Below are 23,090 nucleotides of genomic sequence, written 5' to 3'. Positions count from 1 at the left end.
GGTTTAGAGGCTGCGTCTTTCCGTCGGTTCGACGGTGGGCGCGGCGGCGTATCGATCCAGATATTGCGCCTCGCCCATCGGTCGGGCGAGGTGATAGCCCTGAAACAGGGTGCAGCCGATGACGCGCAGCATGTCCATCTGCGCCTGCGTCTCGACCCCTTCGATCACCACTTCCATGCCGAGGCCCTGAATCAGGCCGACGACGGCGCTGCAGATCGTCCGCGCCTCTGCGGAGGTCGCGATGTCGCGCACCAGGCTGCGGTCGATCTTCACCCGGTCGACCGGCAATTCACGCAGCCGGGCCAGATTGGAATAGCCGGTGCCGAAATCGTCGATGGCGATTCGCACGCCATCCTGTCGCAGCGCGCTGAGCTGTCCCAGCACGCGTTCGTCCATGTCCATCGCCAGCGATTCGGTGATCTCCAGCTCCAGCATGGCTGGTGGGGTCTGGTGCGTTGCCATGGCGTGGCGCAGGCGCAGGAAGAAATCGGCCTGTGCCAGTTCGCGGGTCGAAATGTTGATCGCGATTCGCTGATGCACGCCCGATCGCGCCCAACGCGCAGCGGTCTCGCATACCCGGCTCATGACCCAGTCGCCCAGCGCGACGATCATGCCGCTTTCCTCCGCAACCGGCACGAACGCGCCGGGCATGATGAGTGCGCGTTCGGGATGGACCCAGCGCACCAGCGCCTCGGCCGTGACCGCCTGCGCCACCCCGCCGTGGCTCATTTCGATCTGCGGCTGGAATTCCAGCAGAAATTCGTCGCGCTCCAGCCCCAGCAGCAGGTCGCGTTCCAGTTCGGCGCGATCCGCCGCCTCCAGTGCCAGTTCGGCGGTGAACATCTCGGCGCGGCCCCGCCCTTCATGCTTGGCATGATACATGGCGATGTCGGCCGATCGCAGCAGCGCGGACAGGCTGTCGCCATGGTCGGGATAGCAGGCGATGCCGATCGACGCGCCCAGATCGACATGCTGGCTGCCCAGTTCGAATCGTTCGCCCAGCGCGAACTGGATGGCACGTGCGATGCGCGTGGCTGCCTCGCGGCTCGGCAGGGCGGGGAAGAACATGGTGAACTCGTCGCCGGCCAGGCGACCGATCACGGCGTCGCCCAGACCCGCGCTGACCTGCGCCATCACCACTTCGCGCAGGCGGCCCGCCACCCGAGCGAGCAATTGGTCGCCGGCTGCATGGCCCAGCGTGTCGTTGACCGCCTTGAATCCGTCCAGGTCGATGAAGAACAAGGCGGCCGGTCCCGTGCCGCTGCGTTCGATGAGTAGGCGTTCGACCTGCCGACAGAAGCTGGTGCGGTTGGCAAGGCCGGTCACCTGGTCGAACAGCGCCAGCGTCTGGACATGGTCCAGATTGGTGCGGACCTGGCTGAACAGGCTTTCCATCGCCACCGACAGGTCGGGCAGTTCTAGCCCAATCTCGGCGGGAACATGGGAATGAAGATCGCCATGGGCGGCGGCCAGCAGCCGCTCCGTCGCGGTGTCGATGGCGCTCGCGGTGGCCGCGATGGTGCGCTGGGCCGACGCCCAACTCATTGTGCCGCATAGGATTGCGATGATCAGCGATCGGCCGACATCGACCAGATCGTCGCCCGCGCCATGACCCAATAGCAGAGACAGGATGAAGACGAGCGCGCCAGCCGCACAGGCAAAGGCAGCAGCGCGGCTTTTCACTGTCACGCCCTGCATGTGCCTCCCTGCCTGCTCAAAGCCCCCGATAATCGGTGCTGCTGGATCAGTCGGATATGAAGGACGGTGGTTAAGAAAAGGTCAGTGGCTGCGCAAAATACGTCATTTTTTGCGGCGCAGGATCAGGTAGATGGCGCCATCGCCACCATGGCGGGGATGGGCGATGCGCACGCTGGCGATGCGATCGGCATAGGGGCTGGTTTCCAGCCAATGGCCGATCTCGCCCCGGATCGCACCGCGCCGGCTCGAATCCCTGTGACTGCTGGCTTTTGGCGGCTTGCCGGTCACGACCAGCAGCACCCGCACATCGCGGGCCAAGGCCGTTGCCAGTGCCTGATTAAGCCTGACATGGGCGCCTGCCAGATTATGGCCATGCAGGTCGATCGACATGTCTGGGGCGATGTTGCCGCTACGGATTCGCTTTTCCCAGCCAGTGTCGAGCACGGCTGCGGGCGTACGGGCGGGGGTGATCGGCACCGCCTTGGCAGGCTGTGGCGTTAACCTTGTTTCCGGGATCGGCGCCGGGGCGACAACGGGCAGGGGCGGGCGCATCAGCCCCGGCCGCAACGGCCGGACCGAGCGCGTCAATGCGCCCCAGAGCGCCTGCTCCTCAGAAGATAGGGTCCGGCGTCGCATGGCGCGCGATCACGGGCGCGCCAGCCGTGCGGCGGACCCGATCGGCAGCAATATCAGTGCGCTGCCACGGGCTGACATACCGCCGGCAATGCCGCGAGCGCGGGCGCCCGCGCCCCAGAAACTGTCGAACCGGTTGGCCCCCTTGATCGCACCGCCAGTGTCCTGGGCGATCCAGATGCCATTGGGTTCGGCCCTGTCGAGCGACAGCAGGACAGGGGCGCCGAGCGGAATATATTTGGGGTCGGCTGCCACCGTCGCCTCGGCCGTCACCGGTACGCCTAGCGCGCCGATCGGTCCCGCGCCGGTCAATTCACGGAAGAAGACGAAGCTCTTATTCTCGTTCATGATCGCCGCACCCTCGGCGGGGTGGGCCCGCAGATATTGCATGATGTCCTGCATCGACCCGGCCTGGATCAGGCCACGATCCTTCATCAGCTTGCCGATGCCGGTATAGTCGCGGCCATTCTGCCCGTCATAGCCGATGCGCATCACCCCGCCGTCGGGCAGGGTCAGCCGACCGCTGCCCTGGACCTGCAGGAAGAAAAATTCGACCGGGTCCGCCGCCCAGGCCAGTTCCAGTCCGCGTCCGGCCAGCGATCCGTCAACGATCTGCGATCGCTCGTCGAACGGCACGAAATTACTGCCCTGCACCTTGCCGCGAATGGTGCGGCCCTTCAGGCTGTCGCTGAACAGGCCGAGGTTGACGTCGATCAATTCCGCCGGACGGCGATAGATCGGCACCTGATAGCCGGGCTGGCGTGTGCGCGACCCGGCGATTTCCGGTTCATAATAGCCGGTGACGAAGGCGGTGCCGTCGCCCACCTGCACCGCCTCGAAATAGCGGGAGAAAAATTCGGCGGCGGTGGCTTCGGGCCAGCTCGACGCCGCGCCGCAGGCGCTGTTCCAGTCCGATCCGCGCGTCAGGCCGCTCTGGTCCGTGCGCTTCATCAGCGTTGGACAGGAAATGCGAAAGGCCTGCAGGGCGGCGCGGGCGCGCTCGCCGGACGGGATCAGGCTGGCAATGTCGGGGCCGGGCGTGACGCCCAGGCCGGCGGCATTGGCTTGATCCGTCGGCAGGCCGTCCGGCGATACGGTCGGCAATTTCGGCGGCAGGGTGGGGCGGGGCGTGGCCGGAACCGGCCGGGTCGCGCCTTCGCCGCTACCGCTCGGCCGGCTTGGCGCGGGGCCGCCGGCCGATGGCGGAATGACGCCGCCCGCGCAGGCGGACAGCATCAGCGCTGCAAGCAGCGCTCCCCCCGAATGACGCAGGCTCACGCCGCCTCGTCGGTTTCGCTGAGCTTCCAGTTGGGATCCGCGCTGCGGATGTCGCGGGTGAAGGTCCAGATGTCGTTGGTGCCGACCGCGTCGGTCAGCGACCCGGCAATGACATTGCCGTCCTTGTCGCGGGTGACGGCGGCAATGTCCGCCTCGAACCGCAGCGAGACTTCGGCGATGCGGCCATTGACGCTGGCATCGACGATCTGTGCCTTCTCGATCCGTACCAGGCGATTGTCGAGCACATGGCCTTCCGCTTCGCGCGCCGCAATGGCTTCCTCGAAGGAGCCGAGAACATCGGTATCGCACAGCCAGGCCAGTTCGTCGCGATCGCCACGCCAGAAGGCTTCCAGCACCATCTTGTAAGCGCTCTTGGCGCCTTCGACGAACTGCGGCACGTCAAAGCTGCGATCGGCACTGATCAGCGCACGCACGCCGGCTTCGCCTGCCGGGGTAATGAGGCCTTCGGCCAAGCGAACCGAGTCGCCGGTCGCTTCCGGCATCGGGCGGGGCTGCAAGCCGCCCACCTTGGCGCGTTCCTCCGCCGGACGCAGCGCAGGCTCCTGCTCATGGCCCGTCCGCTTTCCAAGAACGGAATAGAGCCGCAGTGCCAGGAAGCCGGCAATCATGGCGAGGATGACGATCACGTACACGGAGGCAAATACCCTTTGTTCGGGATGATGTTCCATCAACATAGGCATGTTTGCACGATACTTCAAATATCGGCTTGCCCTGTAATGCGTAGCAATTGGCCGATGCTGCTTCCTGTCGGGCGGCATTGCCCTGATCTTTCGCCACTGCTAAGCGCGCGGATCGATATCGCGGGCCGTTCCGGCCCTTCGAGCAACGAACGATCAGCAAGGATTTGAGGACAATGGCCGACGAAGCCGACACCATCCAGACCAACGTGACCGGCAATGGCGCCGACACCGCGCCGCAGATTGCGCTGATCAGCCAATATGTGAAGGATCTGTCGTTCGAAAATCCGAACGCCCCCGCCGTCTATCAGTGGCAGGATCAGCCGCAGATCGACGTCCAGTTCAACATCGGCGCCGACCGCGTCGGTGACGAAGTGCTGGAAATCGCCCTGAAGATCGAAGTGAAGGCCGTCGCGCCGCAGGGCACCGCCTTTGCCGTCGAACTGGTCTATGCCGCCCTGTTCGGCATGCGCAACGTGCCCGAGGACCAGATTCAGCCCTTCATGCTGGCCGAAGCGCCGCGCCTCGTCTTCCCCTTCGCGCGCCGCGTGCTGGCCGACGCGATCCGCGACGGCGGCTTCCCGCCGCTGCTGCTCGATCCGATCGATTTCGGCGCGCTCTACCTGCAGCAGGCCGAACAGATGCAGGTAACCACGGGCGAGCCCGCCGGCCACGCCTGATCATTATATGCTCCTGATGTCCGTTCGGGCTGAGCCTGTCAAAGCCCGAACGGCATGGAGGGGCGCCGCATGAAATTGGTGAAGGCCCTTGGCTCGGTCGGCGGGTTGACGCTCGCCAGCCGCGTGCTGGCGCTGGTACGCGATTCGCTTGCTGCTCGTTATGTCGGCGCCGGCTTCGCGTCGGACGCGTTCAACGGCGTCGCCTTCCGCCTGCCCAACATGTTCCGCGCCCTCTTTGCCGAGGGCGCCTTCTCCGCCGCCTTCATCCCGCTCTTCAACAAGAAGGCGGCCGGGCCGGGCGGCATGGCCGATGGCTATCATTTCGCCGAGCGGGCGCTGGCCGTGCTGCTGCCGGTGCTGATCCTGTTCACGGTCGTCCTGCTGGCGGCCGCCTGGCCGATCACCTGGGCGTTGTCGGGCGGCTTTTCGCGCCAGAATCCGACGCCGGATCAGTTCGCCTTCGCCGTCACTTTGTCGCGCATCACCATTCCCTATCTGGCGTTGATCAGCCTGGCTTCGCTGCTCGGCGGCATATTGAACTCGCTCGACAAATTCTGGGTCAATGCCGCCGCGCCGATCCTGCTCAACGTCGCGATGATCGCGGGCCTGTGGTTCTTCCACGGCGCCGACGAATATGAAACCGCGCGGGTTCAGGCGATGTCGGTCACGGTCGGCGGTGCGCTGCAACTGCTCTGGCTGATCTGGGCCTGCAAGCGGGCCGGCGTCTCGATGAAGCTCAAGCGCCCCCGCCTCGACGCCGATGTGCGAGAACTGCTGCGCCTGATCGTGCCCGCCGCCGCCGGCGCCGGCGCGTCGCAGATCAACCTGCTGATCTCCACGGCGCTGTCGGGCTGGTTGCTCGCCTCGGGCTCGATCACCTATATCTATTATGCCGACCGGTTGAATCAGCTTCCCCTGGGCCTGATCGGCATCGGTCTGGGCACCATCCTGCTTCCCACCATCTCGCGCATGTTGTCGAAGGGCGAGGATCAGGCGGCGATGGAAACGCAGAACCGGGGCATTGAGCTCGCCCTGTTCCTCACCCTGCCGGCGACCGTCGCCTTCATCACCGTGGCCGAACCGATCGTGCGCGGCCTGTTCCAATATGGCCGCTTCAGCGCCGAAGATGCGATGCGCTGTGGCTGGGCACTGTCCGCCTTCTCGATCGGCCTGCCCAGCTATGTGCTCGTGAAGGTGCTGACGCCGGGCTATTATGCGCGCGGGGATACCAAGACGCCGGTGCGCTATGCGATGCTGTCGATCGCCATCAATATCGTCGGCAATCTCGCGATGATCCCGACGCTCGGTCATATCGGGCCGCCGCTCGCCACCGCGCTCTCCTCCACCGTCAATGTCGCGATGCTCTATCGCACGCTGGTCGCGCGTGGGCATTTCACCGCCGACCCGCAACTGCGCCGCCGCATGCCGCGCCTTGCCGTGGCGGCAGTCGTCATGGGGCTGGCGCTCTGGGCAGGCGAGGATCTGCTCGACCCGATGCTCTCCGGCCCAATGGTTGGCCGCTATATCGGCCTTGCCCTGCTTGTCGGCGCGGGCGTCGCGCTGTACGGGCTGGCATGCTTCGTCACAGGCGCCTATCGGCTGTCCGACCTCAAGGCGCTGTTGCGGCGGCGAGGCACCCCATAATCAACAGAATGGATTAGAGTAATGCGCGTCCTTTCCGGCATCCAGCCCACCGGCAATCTGCACCTTGGCAACTACCTCGGCGCGATCCGCAACTGGGTGCGGATGCAGGACGAGATGGATGAAGGCAGCCAGTGCTTCTTCTTCCTCGCCGACATGCACTCGATCACCGTGCATGAAGGGCGCGAGCAACGCATCCGCAACGTGCGCGACATGGCCGCCGCCCTGGTCGCCTCGGGCATCGATCCGGATCGCTCGGTCCTCTTCAACCAGGCCCGCGTGCCGGCCCATGCCGAACTCGCCTGGCTGCTTAACGGCACCGCCCGCATCGGCTGGCTCAACCGCATGACCCAGTTCAAGGACAAGGCGGGCAAGGACCGCGAGGGCGCCTCGGTCGGCCTGTTCGTCTATCCGGTGCTGCAGGCCGCCGACATCCTGCTCTATCAGGCGACCCATGTTCCCGTGGGCGAGGACCAGAAGCAGCATCTGGAGCTGTCGCGCGACATCGCCACCAAGTTCAACACCGACTTCGGCGCTGATGTCTTCACCTTGCCGGCCCCGATCATCCCCAAGGAATCGGCGCGCATCATGTCGCTGCGCGACGGCACGGCGAAAATGTCCAAGTCCGACCCCTCGGACCTGAGCCGCATCAACCTCACCGACGAGGATGATGCGATCATGACCAAGGTGAAGAAGGCCAAGACCGACCCCGAACCGCTGCCCGAAACGGCAGAGGGCCTGGCCGGTCGTCCGGAAGCGACCAACCTCATCGGCATCTACGCCACCCTGTCGAACAGCACGCCTGACGCGGTTTGCGCGCAGTTCGCCGGCAAGGGCTTCGGCGCGTTCAAGCCGGCGCTGGGCGAGTTGCTGGTGGAAACGCTGCGGCCGATGCGTGAACGTTTCGTGGAACTGCGCACTGACGATGCTGCGCTCGACGCGATCCTGGACAAGGGCGCGGCCAAGGCGGCGGCGGCAGCCGAGCCAACCCTGCGTGCGGCCTATGACGCCATGGGCCTGATGCGCTGAGTGATGCCCTGATGCCACAGGGGGCGGGGAAAGAGCCCGTCTCCTGTGGCAGGCATACGGAATGGGCGCCGCCGCTCCGTCCCCTCTTTGACCGGGCATGGCTTGCGTCCAATCGACGGGTTGGTGCGTTCAAACGATGTTCAGTTGCGTTTTGCTAGAGCAGGGCGCAAGAAGACTAACAGGCATCCGCCTGATTCAGGACGCGAAAAAATGAAAGCTTTCAGCAAGATCGGCCTTTTCGCAGCGCCCGTATTGGCGTTGATGGCCCTGTCCGGCTGCGCCACGTCGTTCAAGGCGGACGTCGCCCGTTTCCAGCAACTCCCCGCACCCGCAGGGCAGAGCTACACGATCGTAGCCGACGATCCCAAGCTCGCCGGCGGACTCGAATTTTCCCATTATGCCCAGATGGTTGGCCAGCGTCTGGCCCAGACCGGCTATGTCGCGGCCAGCGATCCGGCCAAGGCCGACCTTATCGTGCGCGTCGCTTATGATGTCGACAATGGTCGCGAGCGGGTGCGCTCCACCGGTGGTTTTGGTCCGAGCCCCTATTTCGGCGGCGGCTGGGGCTATGGCCGCTGGGGGCGCCCCTGGGGCCTTGGCTTCTATGATCCGTGGCTGTTCGGCGGTCCCGGCATGTATAATGACGTGTCGAGCTACACCGTCTATACCAGCGACCTCAGCATGAAGATCGACCGCGCGGCTGACAATCTTCGCCTGTTCGAGGGCAAGGCCAGCGCCCAGTCGCTGTCCAACAAGCTCACCTATCTGGTGCCCAATCTGATCGACGCGATGTTCACCAATTTCCCCGGCCAGAATGGCGAGGATGTGAAGATCACCCTGCCGCCTGAAAAGAAGGGCTGAGCAGCAAGGATACGGTCGGCTCCCAGCCAGACCAAAATTGCCCGGCGATCCCTGCGATCGCCGGGCTTTCTTTTTGGCTGCAAGCTTTTAGGCTGATCCTCAGGGGAGCGATGCCGTCACGCATCAGGGGGGAATGCATATGTCGTTGACGGTCAGGATCATGATTGCGCTGGTCGTGGGGCTGGCGTGCGGCATCGCCCTGTCGGAATTTGGTGGTGCGCTGGATGGGCGCATCGTCGATATTGCCCAGCCGGTCGGCAAGGCCTGGCTCCACGGGCTCCAGATGCCGCTCATCCCGTTGATCTTCGCGTTGCTCGTCACGGGCGTTGCCTCCGCGGCCAGCACGGCGCGGACCAGCGGCACGGCGACTCGCACGCTGATCCTCTTTGCGCTGCTGCTCACGGCCTCCGCGGCTGTTGCGGCGCTGCTGGGGCCGTTGCTGCTGCAATTCTGGCCGGTGCCGGCTGGCGCCGTGGGGGCGCTTACCGGTGCGGGGTCGGTCAGCGAGGTGCCCGGTGTCCGCCCGTCCGCCGAATGGCTGCTGGGCTTCATTCCGGCCAACCCGATCCGCAGCGCGGCCGAGGGACAGGTGGTGGCTGTCGTGCTCTTCGCCCTCGTCTTCGGCTTTGCCGTGACGCGCGTGGCGGAGGAACGCCGCGCCGCACTGACGGGTTTTCTCGCCGCGCTGGTCGATACGCTGCTGATCGTCGTCGGCTGGGTGTTGTGGCTCGCCCCGATCGGGGTGTTCGCCCTGGCACTGGTGGCCGGTAGCCGCTCCGGCCTCGCCACCGCCGGGGCGCTGCTCCACTATATCGCTTTCATCGTCCTCATTTGCCTGGCCGTGACGGCGCTGGTCTATCCGCTGGTGATCCTGCTGGGCCGGATCGCGCCGGGTCGCTTCGCCCGTGCGGCCTTGCCGGCGCAGCTCATCGCCTTTTCGACGCAAAGCTCGATCGCCTCGTTGCCGGCGATGATCGCGGCGAGCGATGGCCCGCTGGCGGTGCGGGAAAGCACCCGCTCGATCGTCCTGCCGCTGGCCATCTCGCTGTTCCGTATTACCAGTCCGCCCGCCAATCTGGGTGTTGCGCTCTATGTGGCGGCGATGAGCGGGGTGGCTCTCGGCCCTGTGCAGATCATACTGGGCGTCGCGGTTGCCGCGATCGTCAGTCTGGCGGCAGTCGGCCTGCCCAGCCAGATTACCTTCTTCACCACCACCGGTCCCATCTGCCTCGCCATGGGCGTCCCGGTCGAGGCACTTCCGTTGCTGCTCGCCGTGGAAACCGTGCCAGACATATTCCGCACCGTGGGCAATGTCACCGCCGATATGGGGGTCACCCGCATCATCGACCGATTTGGTGGGGGTGATGAAGCAGAGGATTGATGGCAGGAACCGACCATTTCGAGCCGTTGGCGCTTGCGCCCGGCACCCCTGATAGCCGACATTCGCTGAGGCAACGGGAGCAATTAATGGCATCGGAATTTACGCCCGGCGACGTGTTGGCGGTAACTTGGGACACTCGCGATATCCGAGTAATCCAAACTGACGCGAGCGAGACGTTTTATGATGTGGCGTGGGATCAACACGGGTGGGGGTTGGAACGCGCACGCACCGCGATATTTTACCGTATGCGAACGGATTACCTGAAAGAGACGTCGCGTATCGTTAGATCGCAGCCGCTCTCTCCGACGGAACTCGATAAACTGCGTCCTGATCTGCCGATGCGCTTTTTCCGACACCAAGCTGCCGATTGGTCGAACAGAAAGGAAGATCTCGCAGCTTTAGAACCGGATACCGAATTGCAGGCTCGACAGCTTGCGATTATTCCCTTCGGGACGAAAGGTGGCTCATTGAAAGCTCACCGCATCGTTGATGATAGCGGATTGACCCTTCGACGTCTTGTTGAGGAAGCACGGGGCTTGCAGCAGGCAGATTGCGTCGAGGTGAGCGGGGTCGGTATTTACCGATCCGGCATCGTCGCCAACATACCCTCATACTACCTGTGGGGTGCCGTGGATCGAGCCGGGCACGTGCCCTAAAACGTCCGCTTGCGACTGTTCCTGCCCAAAAAGCAGCCCTTCAGCTTCTCACCCCTTCCTGACATCGGCCGGTCTGTCCTATTTCGGGTTTTTATGATCTATCCTGCCCGATGAGCAGGTCAAAGACCCCTGATCCGGCATGGACCGCTGCGCCAGTGGCGCGTGGATGTCGCTTCACTGTCCTCTCATTGTCGCGTCGATGGTGCGTCAGGATGATCCTGATGTCGCGTCCGTGTCGCGCAACTGTCGCCTCGCAGGCGCGTAGCGGTGGCGTTCCAGGCGCAAATGGCCCAAAACAGCCCCACGACATCGTGAACTTCGCCCTGTCGCGTCGCAGATCGGCTTCAGCCGCGCAACGCCCGTTCCGTGATCAGCGTATAGATGCGGGTCAGGTCGTGCAGGTCGGCGACCGCAACCGCCTCGTCCAGCTTGTGCATCGTCGCATTATTGAGGCCGAATTCAGCGACCGGGCAGATGCGCGAGAGGAATCGCGCGTCGGACGTGCCACCGGTGGTCGACAATTCGGTCTTCAGCCCTGTCACGTCGCGGATCGCTTCGCTGATCAGGGTGGAGAGTGTGCCCGGCTGGGTCAGGAAGGGTTCGCCGCTGATCTTGGCCTCGACGCTGCCGCCTTCGCTCGCCGCAATCGCGCTGATCCGCTCGATCAGCGATGCGCCGCTATGCTGGTCGTTGAAACGGATCGAGATGCGCGCGGTGGCTGCAGCCGGGATGACATTATGCGCCGGGTTGCCGACTTCCAGGTCGGTGATCTCGATATTGCTTGGCTGGAACCAGTCGGTGCCGGTGTCCAGCACTTCGGCATCGATCTTGGCCAGGATGCGGACCAGCGCCGGGATCGGATTGTCGGCCAGGTGGGGATAGGCGACATGGCCCTGCGTGCCCGCCACCTTGATCCACATGTTGACCGAGCCGCGCCGGCCGATCTTCACCACATCGCCCAGCCGCGCCGAGGAGGTGGGTTCGCCGACCAGGCACATGTCGGGATGCAGCCCATGGGCGACCATCCGGTCCATCAGCGCCAGCGTGCCATAGGTGGCTGGGCCTTCCTCATCACCGGTGATGATCAGGCTGATCGTGCCGGGCAGGCTGTTGGGCAGTTCGTGCAGCGCCGCGACGAAGGCGGCGATCGCGCCCTTCATGTCGACCGCGCCGCGGCCGTAAAGCAGGTCGCCGCGCACCACCGGGGTGAAGGGATCGCTGGCCCAGCCATGGCCAGGCGGGACGACATCGAGATGGCCGGCAAAGGCGAAATGCGGGCCGGCGCCCGTGGTGCGCCAGGCGAGCAGATTTTCGACCGGGCCGTCGGGTGCTTCGCCGCTGACGAAACGGTCTACGGTGAAGCCCAGCGGGACCAGCATCGCTTCCAGCTCGGCGAACACATCGCCGACGGCCGGGGTGACGGAGGGGCAGGCGAGCAGGCGCTCGGCCAGGGCCAGGGCGTCATGATTGGTGCTGGTCTTGGTCATGGGGCAGCGTTAGCGAAAGCCGACTTTCTTGACCAGCGCAGAGGAGAGGGGCCATGCCGAAGATCGATCTCGCCGCCATTCCACAAAGCAATGCCACCGGCTATCCGGGCGATCATGCGCTGGCGGTCGCCGGTCGCTTCTATCGCCGGCTGGCCCCGGCGACGGGGCTGGACGATTTCGGCGTCAGCCATGTCGTGCTGAAACCCGGCGCGGCCTCCTCGCAACGGCACTGGCATGAGGGCGAGGACGAATTTGTCGTCATGCTGTCGGGCGAGGCGGTGCTGGTCGAGGAGGGCGGGCGCACGCCGATGGCACCGGGCGACATGGCGGCCTTTCCCAAGGGCGTGGCCAACGGCCATCATCTGCGCAACGAAAGTGACGCGGACTGCGTCTTCCTTGCCTTTGGCCGTCCGTCTGTCAGTGATTGCCATTATCCCGATATCGACCTGCACCTGTCCGGTGGGGTCTATCGCCACAAGGATGGGAGCGTTTTTGCATGATGGATCGTCGTGGGTTGCTGGCCGGCATGGGCGGGGCTGTGGTTGCGGCGGGCATTCCTTCGGTTTCGGCAGCGGCACCGGCCGGGCTGATCCGGCCGCCGCGCCTGCGCGAAGGGGATGTGGTTGGCCTGGTCGAGCCGGCGGGCTTTACCGATGACGCCTTCGACCTGGACCTGGTCAAGGAGACGATCCGGGCGATGGGGCTGAAGCCCAGGGCCGCGCCGCATCTGGTCGAGCGCTATGGCTATCTGGCGGGCAAGGATGTCGACCGCGCCGCCGACATAAACGCCATGTATGCCGACCCGGAGGTGAAGGCGGTGTTCGCGGTGCGCGGCGGCTGGGGCTGCGCGCGCATGCTGCCCTATCTCGACTTCAAGACGATCCGCGCCAATCCCAAGCTGTTGACCGGCTTTTCCGACATCACGGCGCTGCACCTGGCCTTTGCGGCCCGCGCCGGCTTCACCACCATCCACGGCCCCAATGCCGCGAGCGGCTGGGGCAAGCTCAGCTGGGACAGTTTCCGCGCGGTGGCGTTCGACGGGGCGACGCCCACCTATGTCAATCCGGTGGGGGCGGAGGATCGGCTGGTTCCGCGCAGCGGGCGAATCCGCACCTTTGGCGGCGGCAAGGCGAGCGGGCGGCTGCTGGGCGGCAATCTCACCGTGCTGACGGCGCTGATGGGCACGCCCTGGCTACCCGATTTCACCGGCGCGATCCTGTTCGTGGAGGAAACCAACGAGGCGGAATATCGCATTGACCGGATGCTGACCCAATTGTCGCTGGCGGGCATATTGCCAAAGCTTGCCGGCTTCGTCTTCGGTCAGTGCACCAGTTGCACGGCCACCGGCGTGTCCTATGGCGGCTTCACCCTGTCGGAAGTGCTGCAACAGCATCTGGCGCCGCTCGGCATTCCTGCTTTCCAGGGCGCGCTGTTCGGCCATATCGCCAACCAGTTCAGTCTGCCGGTCGGCGCCCGCGCCGAAATCGACGCGGACGCGGGTACGATCCGGTTGCTGGAGCAGGCCGTTAGTTAGTTGCGGGCTTGGCGCCGTCCAGCGAGGCGACGGTGCCACTGCCGATCGGCTCCGCCTTCATGCCATCGGCAACCTTCTCGGCCGCCGCCATGACGCGCAGCACATTCTCGCCGGCCAGCTTGGCGATGTCGGCATCGCTCCAGCCGCGGCGCATCAGTTCGGCCAGCAGCGCGGGATAGGTGGCGACGCTGCCCAGCCCCTGGGGCAGCGATCCCACGCCATCGAAATCGCTGCCGATGCCGACATGGTCGACGCCTGCGACCTTGGCGATATGGTCGATATGGTCGGCGACCATCGATAGGGTGACGACCGGTTCGGGATTGGCCTTTTCCCATTCCGCCAGCGCCTTCTTCGCGCCTTCGGGATCACCGATATAGAGGCCGCCAAAGGGCGGGGCGTTATAGCGGGCCATTTCCGCGCTGCGCGCCGCGCTCCAGACCCGGCGGGCCTCCGACACATATTGCGGCGCGAAATTGACCATGACCACGCCGCCATTGGCCGCCACCTGCTGCAGGATCGCGTCGGACACGTTGCGCGGCGTGTTGCACAGCGCGCGTGCGCTGGAATGGGAGAAGATGACCGGCGCCTTGCTGATCTTCAGTGCGTCCAGCATCACGCCTTCGCTGACATGGGCGAGGTCGACCAGCATGCCCAGGCGGTTGAGTTCATGCACCACCGCCTCGCCGAACGGGGTGAGGCCGTCATGCTGCGGATTGTCGGTGGCACTGTCGGCCCAGGCGATGGTCCGGCTGTGGGTCAGCGTTAGATAGCCGGCGCCAAGGTCGTGATAGGCGCGCAGCACGGCCAGGCTGCCGTCGATCTGGCCGCCGCCCTCGACCCCGATCATCGACGCGATCCGTCCGGCCTTGTGCGCGGCACGGACCTGCGCGGCAGTGGTGGCGAGGGTGAAATCCTGCGGGTAGCGGTGGGCGAGGCTGTGGACCAGTTCGATCTGCTCGACCGTGTCCTTCACCTGCTGCAGTTCGGGCAGGTCGGCCGACACCCAGACGGACCAGAATTGCCCGCCCATCTGCCCGGCGCGCAGGCGGGTGATGTCGGTATGATATTGGCTGGGATCGAGCCGGTCGAGCGGCATGGTCCAGCGGGCGTCGCCGGCCTTTCCAGCCATCGCTTCGGGCCAGTCATTATGGCCGTCGATCAGCGGGGTGGTCTTCAGCACCTTGGCGATTCGCGCGGCATAGGGATCGGATGTGGGGGCGGCGCAAGCGGTGAAGGGAAAGGTGACGGTGGCGAGGAGCAGCGGCAGAGCTGCGAGGCGGAGGGATGTCATGGCGCGGGAGACTAGGGGGGCGACGGACCAAGTCAATCTGATCATGATCAGTTGATCGAAGGCCTCAATATCCTCACTTTTCTGTAGATTTCCATTTTTGCGAGCGGTGCAATAGGAAGGGCAGGCGACCATATGGGAATGTACAGGAGGAGCCGGTCATGCCTAACCCGGATAAGCCGGATTTCAGCTTTCTTGCATTCGCGTTGATGATTGCGATGCTGGGGCTCGGGTTGATGCTGTTTGGCACCTGATGGGCGCGCTTGTTGGCCAGGAACGAGAATGACCCTCCTCATGCCATATCGGGAAACATGATCGACCCGCTACTTTTGCTGCAGGCCTATGCGATCGGCGTGTTCCCGATGTCCGACGACCGGCAGACTGACGAGGTCTATTGGGTCGAGCCCAAGCGGCGGGCGATCCTGCCACTCCATGGCCTTCACCTGTCACGTTCGCTGTCAAAGACGATCCGACAGGACAGGTTTCGCGTCACGGCCAACCGCGCCTTTGCCGGCATCGTCGCCCTATGCGCGGAAGCGGCGCCCGATCGTCCTTCGACCTGGATCAACGGTCCAATCGAGCGCGCCTATCGTCATCTCCACGAACTAGGCTTTGCCCATTCGATCGAATGCTGGGATGGGGATGAACTGGTCGGCGGCCTCTATGGCGTGGCGCTGGGTGGTGCCTTTTTCGGAGAGTCCATGGTGTCGCGCCGCACCGACGCGTCAAAGGTGGCGCTGGCCTGGCTGGTGGCGCGGATGCGCTTTGGCGGCTTCAGCCTGCTCGACTGCCAGTTCATGACCGATCATCTGCGCACCATGGGCGCGCAGGAAATCAGCCAGCGCGACTATCTTCAGTTGTTGGGCGTTGCCGTCGGCGACGTGCCGCTGGGGGCGGGCGACGCGGTGCTGTCAGCCGGTTCGGGCGCGGCGGCTGAGCTGGCATTTGCGCCGCTGGCCGGCGATGCGGCGGCAGGCACCTTGCCCTTGTCGCCCAGCTTGACCGTGGCAGGGCCGCTTTCGGGCCATTCCATCGTACAGCTCTTGACCCAGACGTCATAGACCGGGTGCTGGACGACATTGCGGTCGGGCCGTTCGCGGAACAGCCAGCCGGAAAAGTTGCGGCGCCACTTGCCATCGGCACTGCTGCGCACGTCCAATTGCACGAAGGCGCCGGTTTCCTGCACATTTTCCCAAGGAGCCGTGGTCTCGCACGCCTGCAGGCGGACGATGGCGTCGCCGACGCGCAGCGCCTCACCGGGCTTCATGCTGAGGTCGCGGGTCAGGCCGTTGCGCTTGTTCAGCAGGCCGATCACGGCGGTGCGCTCGGCCATTGGCGTGCCGGACAGGCTGGCCTCGTCCGCGTTGCGGATAGGCTGGCCCTCGATCTTCACCGGGCCACTCTGATTCGCTTCTGGCGCATCATTGCGACCGCAGGCCGCCAGCAGCGCGCAACCCACAAGCGACGCGCCAAGCAGGATCGGCGGGAATCCCCCCGCCGGACGCCGAATCATGCCGCGTCGGGGCTCCATGCCTCGTAATCGCCGGTCGCCTTCTGGCGCTGGCCGCCCTTTTCGAGCGCGCCGGAGGGACGATAGGCGTTGGCGGTGCCGGTCGCGTTGGGGGTGAATTCCTTTTCCCAGATGCGCGGCGGCGGCAGGAAGCTTTCGGGCGTGCCCTCGATCGAGTGGTGCAGCCAGCCATGCCATTCGGCCGGAACGCGGCTCGAATCATTGGCGCCGTTATACATCACCCAGCGGCGCGTCAGGCCGTTCGGGTCGACGCCGCCTTCATAATAGACATTGCCCTGATGGTCCTCGCCCACTTTCGTGCCCTTGCGAGCCGTGAAGAGCCAGGTGCCAAAGGTGGCGCCATTCCACCAGGTGAAGATGTTTGCCAGGATACCCATGGCCGATGCGCTTAGCCGCTGGGATTGTCGTGGGCAAGGACGATATGGCCCTAACGGGCGGTTGTCGGGCAGAAATCGAGGTCGATCGCGCTCTTGCCGTCGGCTGTCGCGCATTTGCCCCAGGCCAGTTGGTCGCCTTCCTTGATGCCCAGTTCCGCTGCGCGGCCGCCGCGCAGTTCCAATACCGCCATGACCGGGACGCCGGCGGACACCGGTTCGCGCGAATAGGGGGCGACATTGGCGCCGATGAAGGCGATCCTGCCGTCGGTATGGATGAACAGCATGTCGAGCGGGATGATCGTGTTCTTCATCCAGAAGCTGGCGGTGCGCGGCGGTTCCATCGGAAACAGCATGCCCTTGTCGGCATCCAGCGCCTTGCGGAACATCAGCCCCTGTTCCTGCTCCGCCTCGGTCCGGGCGACTTCCACGTCGAAGCGATGCGCGTCTTTTGCCGTGTGAATGACGAGAGGGAGAAGGGCGCCCTGCGGCGCGGCGGCCTGGACATTGTTGCCGTCGTTACCTGCATCAGGCTTGGCAGAGCAGGCCAGGAGCAGCGCGGGCAGGGCGGCGGCGAAAAGCAGTCGGGTACGGATCATGCGATCCTGCCTAGCGGGTTTCGGGGAGGTGCGGGAGAGGGTTAACCCTCAATCCTCCGCTTCGGGGAAGTCTCCGGGTGCAGCATCGACCCAGCGCCGGGCCAGAGCATAATCATGGCCGGCGCGCAGGAAGGCGGCGATCGCCTTTTCCCGTCCCTTGGGATCGGGCGCCTGCATCGCATAGGGGCCGATCCGCTTGCGTCGGGCGAATCGGTCGGCTGCTGCCCAGCGATCGGCCTGTGCCTGGGCATTGGCGGCGCCACGATCGGCCTCCTCTATGCCGGCGGCGCGCAGCGTTTCGGTGATGCGGCGTGCGCCATAGCCACGCCGGCCGAGCGCCGCACTCTTCATCAGGGCAAAGCCGCTGTCGTCGACATAACCGAGTTCCGCAAAGCGGGCGACCAGCGCTTCGGGATCGGCCGGCGCTTCCCCGCCCCATCCGCGCTCGCGCAATTTGCGCGCAAGATAGGCGAGCAGCTTGCCGCGACTGGTCGCGAACCGGCCGACATAGCGCAGCGCCAATTCGCGCAAGGCGTCTTCGTCCAGAGGTGGGGGCGGGCGTTTGCTGGTCATGACCGGTCGTGCATTGTGCGCCATCATGCGCTAAGCGCCATCTTTATGCCACAGTCGGGCCGGAATTTTACCGCGCCTTGTGGTCTACAAGCACAAGCTGGATTGAAACTATCCGGTGCAAGTCGACGTCAAAACTGATAGCGGCCGCCGGAATATGACAGATATGACATTGGGTGACACCAATATGACGGGTTCGCAGACTATGATGGCAGCAACGCCGACCAACGATGATCTTCCGCGCCGCTTCTCCGATTTTGAGACGCTTGGCGAGGCGTTGGATTATGCGGCGCAGGGCAAGCGCGGCCTGAATTTCCACGATGCGCGTGGCAATCTGGCGCGCCCCTATCCGTTCAGCGAACTGCGGACGGATGCGGTTGCCTGTGCCCATCGCCTGATCGCCCATGGCGTGAAGCCCGAGGACCGCGTGGCCCTGGTCGCCGAAACCGGCGCCGACTTCGCCATGCTGTTTTTCGGCATCGTCTATGCCGGTGCCTGGCCGGTGCCGCTGCCGCTGCCGACCAGCTTTGGCGGCAAGGAAAGCTATATCGACCAGCTCAATGTCCAGCTGTCGAGCTGTGACCCGATGCTGTTCCTCTTCCCCAAGGAACTGGAGGACATGGCGGGCGAATCCGGTCGCCAGAAGTCGGTCGAGAGCATCGCCTTCGAGGATTTCATCGCCCGCGAGGCGGTCCCCTGCGATCTGCCGCAGGCCAAGGGCGAGGAAATCGCCTATCTGCAATATTCGAGCGGTTCGACCCGCTTCCCCCATGGCGTCGCGGTAACGCACCATGCATTGCTATCCAACCTGTCGGCGCACAGCCATGGCATGGAAGTGCAGGAGAGCGATCGCTGCATCAGCTGGCTACCCTGGTATCATGACATGGGCCTGGTCGGCTGCTTCCTGTCGGTCGTCGCCAATCAGGTGTCGACCGACTATATGAAGACCGAGGACTTTGCCCGCCGTCCGTTGGCCTGGCTGGACCTGATCAGCCGGAATGAAGGCACCTCGATCAGTTACTCGCCGACCTTCGGCTACGACATCTGTGCGCGTCGCATGTCGAGCCAGACCAAGGCGGCCGATCGTTTCGATCTGTCGCGCTGGCGCCTGGCCGGTAACGGTGCCGATATGATTCGCCCCGACGTGATGCAGAGCTTCGTCGATGCGTTTGGCGATGCGGGCTTCAGTCCCAAGGCCTTTCTGCCCAGCTATGGCCTGGCCGAAGCAACCCTGGCCGTCACCATCATGCCGCCGGGCGAAGGCATCATCGTCGAACTGGTCGAGGAAACCGACCTGTCCGGCGGCACCGCACCGGAAGGCCGTCCACAGCGTTTCCGTTCGATCGTCAATTGCGGCAAGCCGGCCAAGGACATGATCGTCGAGATCCGGGACGAGGATGGCGGCCTGATGAACGAGCGCCAGATCGGCAAGGTCTGGACCACTGGCCCGTCGCTGATGGTTGGCTATTTCCGCGATCCCGAAGCGACCGAGGCCTGCATGGTCGATGGCTGGCTGGACACCGGCGACATGGGCTATCTGTCCGACGGCTATCTCTACATTGTCGGCCGCGCCAAGGACATGATCATCATCAACGGCAAGAATCACTGGCCCCAGGATATTGAATGGGCGGTGGAGCAGTTGCCGGGCTTCAAGCAGGGTGACATTGCCGCCTTTGCGATTACGACGCCGGGTGGCGAGGAAGCGCCGGCGGTACTGGTCCATTGCCGCACCTCTGACAATGAAGAGCGTTCGCGTCTGCGCGACCAGATTCGTGAGCGGGTCCGCGCCATTACCGGTATGAACTGCGTCGTCGAACTGGTGCCGCCGCGCACCCTGCCGCGTACCAGCTCCGGGAAACTCAGCCGCTCGAAGGCGCGCAATCTCTATCTGACTGGTGAGATTCGCCCCTACGATATCGCCGCCTGATCCGGGGGCGCATACCGATTGATAACCATTGCCTGCTAGGCCGGGCATGTGGGTATTGAGCAAGGGCAATCCGAAACCGACCGGCAGGGACGGGGCTCGCTAAGGGCGATGATGGGGCTCGCACGCCTCGTTAATGAAGCCGACATGCGCGTCCTGACTGCGCAGTTGCAGTCCGCCGACAGTGTTGCAGTTTTGCGTCTGGCGATGAACGTGTTCGGCCTGCTGTTTCTCTGGCGGGTCTTCGGCAGCCATGTTTCGGCGACCGTCATGGTCGGCTGGAGCATGGCGCTGATTGCTGCCGTTTCGATCAGCGCCTTGCTGATTCACCGCCGCAAGATCGGTGTCGGCGGGCTGCCTCAGGCCCGTGACCTACGCCGCCATGCGCTGACTGGCCTGTTGCACGGTCTGGTCTGGGCTGCGTGCATGATTCTCTTTTCTCGCGGGGGCGGCGCTGAACATCTGGTGGCGCTCTGGACCCTCATCAGCTGTATCATGGTGTGCGGCGCGATCAGCTACGCCGCAACGCCGCTGGCTGCTACCGCCTTTCTCGTTCCCTGTATCGTCGGCCTGTCGTCGATGTTTGACGGTGGCACCCAATTGCCGCTGCGGGCGCTGGCAACCAGCTACGCGCTGTCGTTGCTAGTTGGCTGTCTCATCTACGCCCGCACCTTTGCGCGTCAGCATAGCACTACCGTCCAGCTGGCCGAGCAGACCGAGGTCGTCAGCCTGCTGCTCCGCGAATATGAGCAGGGCGCATCCGATTGGCTGTGGCAGACGGATGCTCTGCGTCGGCTGAGTAGCGTTTCCGCGCGGTTTGCCGAGAGTGTGGGCATGACGTCGCAGGCACTGGAGGGCGCACCGCTGGTCCAGATCCTGGCGGGTGCGGGTTGGGAAAGCGGGCGCTTCGCCTCCAGCCTGCATAGCCTGGCGGATCATCTCAAGCGGCGGGAGAGCTTCAGCAATTTGGCGCTGCCAGTTGATGTTCAGGGCAAGACCCGATGGCTCGAACTGTCGGCGTCGCCGCGATATGACGATAATGGCAATTTCCAGGGGTTCCGGGGCGTCGGGTCCGATATCACCGTTCAGCGCGAGTCCGCCGACAAGATCGCCCAACTGGCACGTTTCGATACGCTGACGGGGCTTCCCAATCGAGCACATCTGCGTGATGCGCTCGATCATGCCATGGCGGAGACCGGCAATCGCCGGCCCGGCTGCGCATTCCTGATGCTGGATCTCGACCGCTTCAAGGCAATCAACGACAGCCTGGGCCATCAGGTTGGTGATCAGTTGCTTAGCCAGGTTGCGCTGCGCCTGCGTCATGTCTGTGGCGGTATCGGTTTTTGCGGCCGTATCGGCGGTGATGAATTTGGCGTGGTGATCGCGCGGATCGATGATGATCGGGCGGTTGCGCGGCTGTCGATCGCAATCATCGATGCCCTGTCGGCGCCCTATCAGATCGACCAGCATGTCCTCCATGTGGGCGCTTCGGTCGGTTCGGCTGTTTCGCCGATCGACGGGCATCAGTCTGAAGCGATCATCCGTAGTGCCGATCTTGCGCTTTATCGCGCCAAGGATGAGGGCGGCGGTGTCCATTGTCCCTATGAACCGCATTTGCATGCCAAGGCGGAGGAGCGGCAGCGGCTGGAACAGGCTCTGCGCGAGGCGCTGGAGAAGGATCAACTGCATCTTGTCTATCAGCCGGTGGTGGATGCGACATCGGGCGTGATCACGGGATTCGAAGCCCTCGCCCGCTGGACTCATCCCGATCTGGGGCCGATCCCGCCGTCAAAGTTCGTTCCGGTGGCAGAAGAGGCGCGGCTGATCGGCCCGATTGGCGAATGGGTGCTGCGTACTGCCTGTCGTGAGGCGATGCGCTGGCCTGCGCATATTAGGGTCGCGGTCAACGTCTCCGCCGAGCAGTTGCACCAGTCCAACTTCGTAGCGGCAGTGGTGAATGCGCTGGCCCAGAGTGGGCTGGATGCACGACGGCTGGAATTGGAAGTGACCGAAAGCGTCTTCCTGCACGAGGATGACAGCGCGCTGCGCGTGCTGGACCAGTTGCAGGGGCTGGGCGTGCAATTGTCGCTAGACGATTTTGGTACCGGCTATTCCTCGCTCGGCTATCTCAGTCGCACCCGCTTCAACACGATCAAGATCGATCGCAGCTTCGTCGTCGGCGCGGCACATAATACGCCGGAGAATCTGGCGATCATTCGGGCGGTGGTAACGCTGGCGGAAAGCCTGGGCATGTCGACCACGGCCGAAGGTGTGGAAACTGCCGCCGAACTCGACATGGTGCGCCGACTGGGCTGCAAGAAGGTACAGGGCTATTATTATGGCCGGCCGATGCTGCCACAGGATGCGGTGCGGCTGTTTCCGGAATCGCCAGCACAGGCCCGTGGCAACGGCTAGCCGATCAGGCCTGTATCTGTCTTTCGACCATCGTCCATAGCGCGCCGAAGGCCTGGGCCGGGGACGAGGCGGGGGCGAAGGCGCCCAGTGGCTTGCGACGGACCGTCATCTGCTCGATCGTGCTGGCCATCGGGATCGCGCCCCAGCCGGGCTGTTCGTCCAGTGCCTTGCGATGCAGGCTGCGACGGCGATCGACCATCGAATAGACCGGCAGGATCGGCGCATGATTGCCGCCACGCTGCACCAGATAGCGCGCCACCTCACCCATCGCGCGCTGCGAGAGGGGGGAGGGGATGACGGGGATGACGATCAGGTCGGCGGCGCGCAGCACCTGCTCGCTGGTTTCGGTGAGGCCCGGCGGGCAATCGAGGATGATGCGGTCATAATCCTTGCCCAGGCTGTCGATCAGCTTGGCGAGCCGCTTCTTCTTGTCCATTTCGCGGAACAGATGGTCCAGGCTGCGCAGCGAGGTGTCGGCGGCGATCAGGTCCAGGCCCGGCACGGTGGTGGGCTGGATCAGCTTGGGGACTTCGACATCCTTGCTGAAGATGGCCTGGGCCGCATCGCGGCTTTCCAGGTCGGTGGAGAGGAGCCAGCTCGACGCGGCCTGCGGGTCGAGATCCCAGAGCAGGGTGCGCCGTTTCGATATGCTCGCCGACGCCCAGGCGAGGTTGACCGAAAAGGTGGTTTTGCCAACGCCTCCCTTGAGGCTGTAGACGGCGATGGTCGCCAATGCCGGTTCCTTTGCCATGGGAGAGGAAGCTACGGCTTCCCCCCGTCAAAGCAAGGGCTCAAATCAGCCGCTTGTTACAT

21 protein-coding genes and 1 pseudogene are annotated in these 23,090 nt (G+C 64.5%); 11 read left to right on the top strand and 11 right to left on the bottom strand.

What is annotated here, in order from left to right:
- Positions 1–3 precede the first annotated feature (3 nt).
- The 4 genes from N6H05_RS24505 to N6H05_RS24490 all read right to left on the bottom strand — a co-directional run bounded on the left by N6H05_RS24505 (position 4) and on the right by N6H05_RS24490 (position 4,262).
- Positions 4–1,698, bottom strand: a complete 1,695-nt coding sequence (locus N6H05_RS24505; protein WP_284112094.1) for a putative bifunctional diguanylate cyclase/phosphodiesterase — start codon at positions 1,696–1,698, stop codon at positions 4–6.
- 102 nt (positions 1,699–1,800) lie between these two features.
- A complete protein-coding gene (locus N6H05_RS24500) occupies positions 1,801–2,334 on the bottom strand; it encodes a Smr/MutS family protein (RefSeq protein ID WP_284112093.1) in 534 nt (177 codons plus the stop codon).
- Between the two features lie 9 nt (positions 2,335–2,343).
- On the bottom strand, positions 2,344–3,609 hold the full coding sequence (mltA, locus tag N6H05_RS24495) for a murein transglycosylase A (RefSeq protein WP_284112092.1): 1,266 nt from the start codon (positions 3,607–3,609) through the stop codon (positions 2,344–2,346).
- Complete coding sequence (locus N6H05_RS24490) at positions 3,606–4,262, bottom strand: Tim44/TimA family putative adaptor protein (protein WP_284112091.1); 657 nt, start codon at positions 4,260–4,262, stop codon at positions 3,606–3,608. The genes mltA and N6H05_RS24490 overlap by 4 nt, the downstream gene beginning before the upstream one ends.
- A 221-nt stretch (positions 4,263–4,483) precedes the next feature.
- On the opposite strand from N6H05_RS24490, the gene secB reads away from it, so the two are divergent.
- From secB to N6H05_RS24460, 6 genes are all read left to right on the top strand, one after another.
- Entirely contained in the window at positions 4,484–4,987 is a 504-nt protein-coding gene (secB, locus tag N6H05_RS24485; RefSeq protein ID WP_048936411.1) for a protein-export chaperone SecB, read from the top strand.
- A 69-nt stretch (positions 4,988–5,056) separates the two neighbouring features.
- The gene (murJ, locus tag N6H05_RS24480; RefSeq protein WP_284112090.1) at positions 5,057–6,631 is read left to right on the top strand and encodes a murein biosynthesis integral membrane protein MurJ; all 1,575 of its coding nucleotides are present in this window, start codon (positions 5,057–5,059) and stop codon (positions 6,629–6,631) included.
- Positions 6,632–6,652: 21 nt separating this feature from the next.
- The gene (gene trpS, locus N6H05_RS24475; RefSeq protein ID WP_284112089.1) at positions 6,653–7,657 is read left to right on the top strand and encodes a tryptophan--tRNA ligase; all 1,005 of its coding nucleotides are present in this window, start codon (positions 6,653–6,655) and stop codon (positions 7,655–7,657) included.
- 210 nt (positions 7,658–7,867) lie between these two features.
- The gene (locus N6H05_RS24470) at positions 7,868–8,518 is read left to right on the top strand and encodes a DUF4136 domain-containing protein (protein ID WP_284112088.1); all 651 of its coding nucleotides are present in this window, start codon (positions 7,868–7,870) and stop codon (positions 8,516–8,518) included.
- Between the two features lie 139 nt (positions 8,519–8,657).
- A complete protein-coding gene (locus N6H05_RS24465; RefSeq protein WP_284112087.1) occupies positions 8,658–9,899 on the top strand; it encodes a dicarboxylate/amino acid:cation symporter in 1,242 nt (413 codons plus the stop codon).
- Positions 9,899–10,555, top strand: a complete 657-nt coding sequence (locus tag N6H05_RS24460) for a hypothetical protein (protein WP_284112086.1) — start codon at positions 9,899–9,901, stop codon at positions 10,553–10,555. Before N6H05_RS24465 ends, N6H05_RS24460 begins: the two co-directional genes overlap by 1 nt.
- A gap of 344 nt (positions 10,556–10,899) precedes the next feature.
- Here N6H05_RS24460 and dapE read toward each other — a convergent pair whose 3' ends face one another.
- The gene (dapE, locus tag N6H05_RS24455) at positions 10,900–12,042 is read right to left on the bottom strand and encodes a succinyl-diaminopimelate desuccinylase (protein WP_284112085.1); all 1,143 of its coding nucleotides are present in this window, start codon (positions 12,040–12,042) and stop codon (positions 10,900–10,902) included.
- 53 nt (positions 12,043–12,095) lie between these two features.
- Between dapE and N6H05_RS24450 the strand changes: the two genes are divergently transcribed.
- Positions 12,096–12,542: a cupin domain-containing protein gene (locus tag N6H05_RS24450; protein WP_284112084.1), complete on the top strand. Its 447-nt coding sequence runs from the start codon at positions 12,096–12,098 to the stop codon at positions 12,540–12,542.
- The gene (locus N6H05_RS24445) at positions 12,539–13,576 is read left to right on the top strand and encodes a S66 peptidase family protein (protein WP_284112082.1); all 1,038 of its coding nucleotides are present in this window, start codon (positions 12,539–12,541) and stop codon (positions 13,574–13,576) included. The genes N6H05_RS24450 and N6H05_RS24445 overlap by 4 nt, the downstream gene beginning before the upstream one ends.
- Here the strand turns inward: N6H05_RS24445 and N6H05_RS24440 are convergent.
- Positions 13,569–14,867, bottom strand: a complete 1,299-nt coding sequence (locus N6H05_RS24440) for a dipeptidase (RefSeq protein WP_284112081.1) — start codon at positions 14,865–14,867, stop codon at positions 13,569–13,571. The genes N6H05_RS24445 and N6H05_RS24440 overlap by 8 nt on opposite strands.
- A gap of 308 nt (positions 14,868–15,175) precedes the next feature.
- Here N6H05_RS24440 and aat point away from each other — a divergent pair, with 308 nt between their 5' ends.
- Positions 15,176–15,925: a leucyl/phenylalanyl-tRNA--protein transferase gene (aat, locus tag N6H05_RS28210; protein ID WP_349666205.1), complete on the top strand. Its 750-nt coding sequence runs from the start codon at positions 15,176–15,178 to the stop codon at positions 15,923–15,925.
- A 35-nt stretch (positions 15,926–15,960) separates the two neighbouring features.
- Here the strand turns inward: aat and N6H05_RS28205 are convergent.
- The 4 genes and pseudogenes from N6H05_RS28205 to N6H05_RS24415 all read right to left on the bottom strand — a co-directional run.
- Positions 15,961–16,131: pseudogene (locus tag N6H05_RS28205) on the bottom strand (DUF2155 domain-containing protein); the annotation flags it as partial.
- Positions 16,132–16,373: 242 nt separating this feature from the next.
- Entirely contained in the window at positions 16,374–16,772 is a 399-nt protein-coding gene (locus tag N6H05_RS24425) for an NADH:ubiquinone oxidoreductase subunit NDUFA12 (RefSeq protein WP_004210347.1), read from the bottom strand.
- A gap of 50 nt (positions 16,773–16,822) precedes the next feature.
- Entirely contained in the window at positions 16,823–17,368 is a 546-nt protein-coding gene (locus N6H05_RS24420) for a DUF192 domain-containing protein (RefSeq protein ID WP_284112079.1), read from the bottom strand.
- Between the two features lie 48 nt (positions 17,369–17,416).
- Entirely contained in the window at positions 17,417–17,941 is a 525-nt protein-coding gene (locus tag N6H05_RS24415; protein WP_284112078.1) for a regulatory protein RecX, read from the bottom strand.
- 163 nt (positions 17,942–18,104) lie between these two features.
- Here N6H05_RS24415 and N6H05_RS24410 point away from each other — a divergent pair, with 163 nt between their 5' ends.
- Positions 18,105–19,865, top strand: a complete 1,761-nt coding sequence (locus tag N6H05_RS24410; RefSeq protein ID WP_284112077.1) for a fatty acyl-AMP ligase — start codon at positions 18,105–18,107, stop codon at positions 19,863–19,865.
- Between the two features lie 108 nt (positions 19,866–19,973).
- Entirely contained in the window at positions 19,974–22,277 is a 2,304-nt protein-coding gene (locus N6H05_RS24405) for a putative bifunctional diguanylate cyclase/phosphodiesterase (protein ID WP_349666204.1), read from the top strand.
- Positions 22,278–22,281: 4 nt separating this feature from the next.
- Here N6H05_RS24405 and N6H05_RS24400 read toward each other — a convergent pair whose 3' ends face one another.
- Positions 22,282–23,028 (bottom strand): ParA family protein, encoded by a 747-nt coding sequence (locus N6H05_RS24400; protein WP_284112073.1) that lies wholly within the window; start codon positions 23,026–23,028, stop codon positions 22,282–22,284.
- Between the last annotated feature and the right edge of the window lie 62 nt (positions 23,029–23,090).

Origin of the sequence: Sphingobium sp. WTD-1 (genome assembly GCF_030128825.1) — a bacterium.
GTDB lineage: Bacteria > Pseudomonadota > Alphaproteobacteria > Sphingomonadales > Sphingomonadaceae > Sphingobium.
The sequence above is the reverse complement of the archived record's forward strand: the minus strand, read 5'-3'. Positions and strand labels throughout refer to the sequence as shown.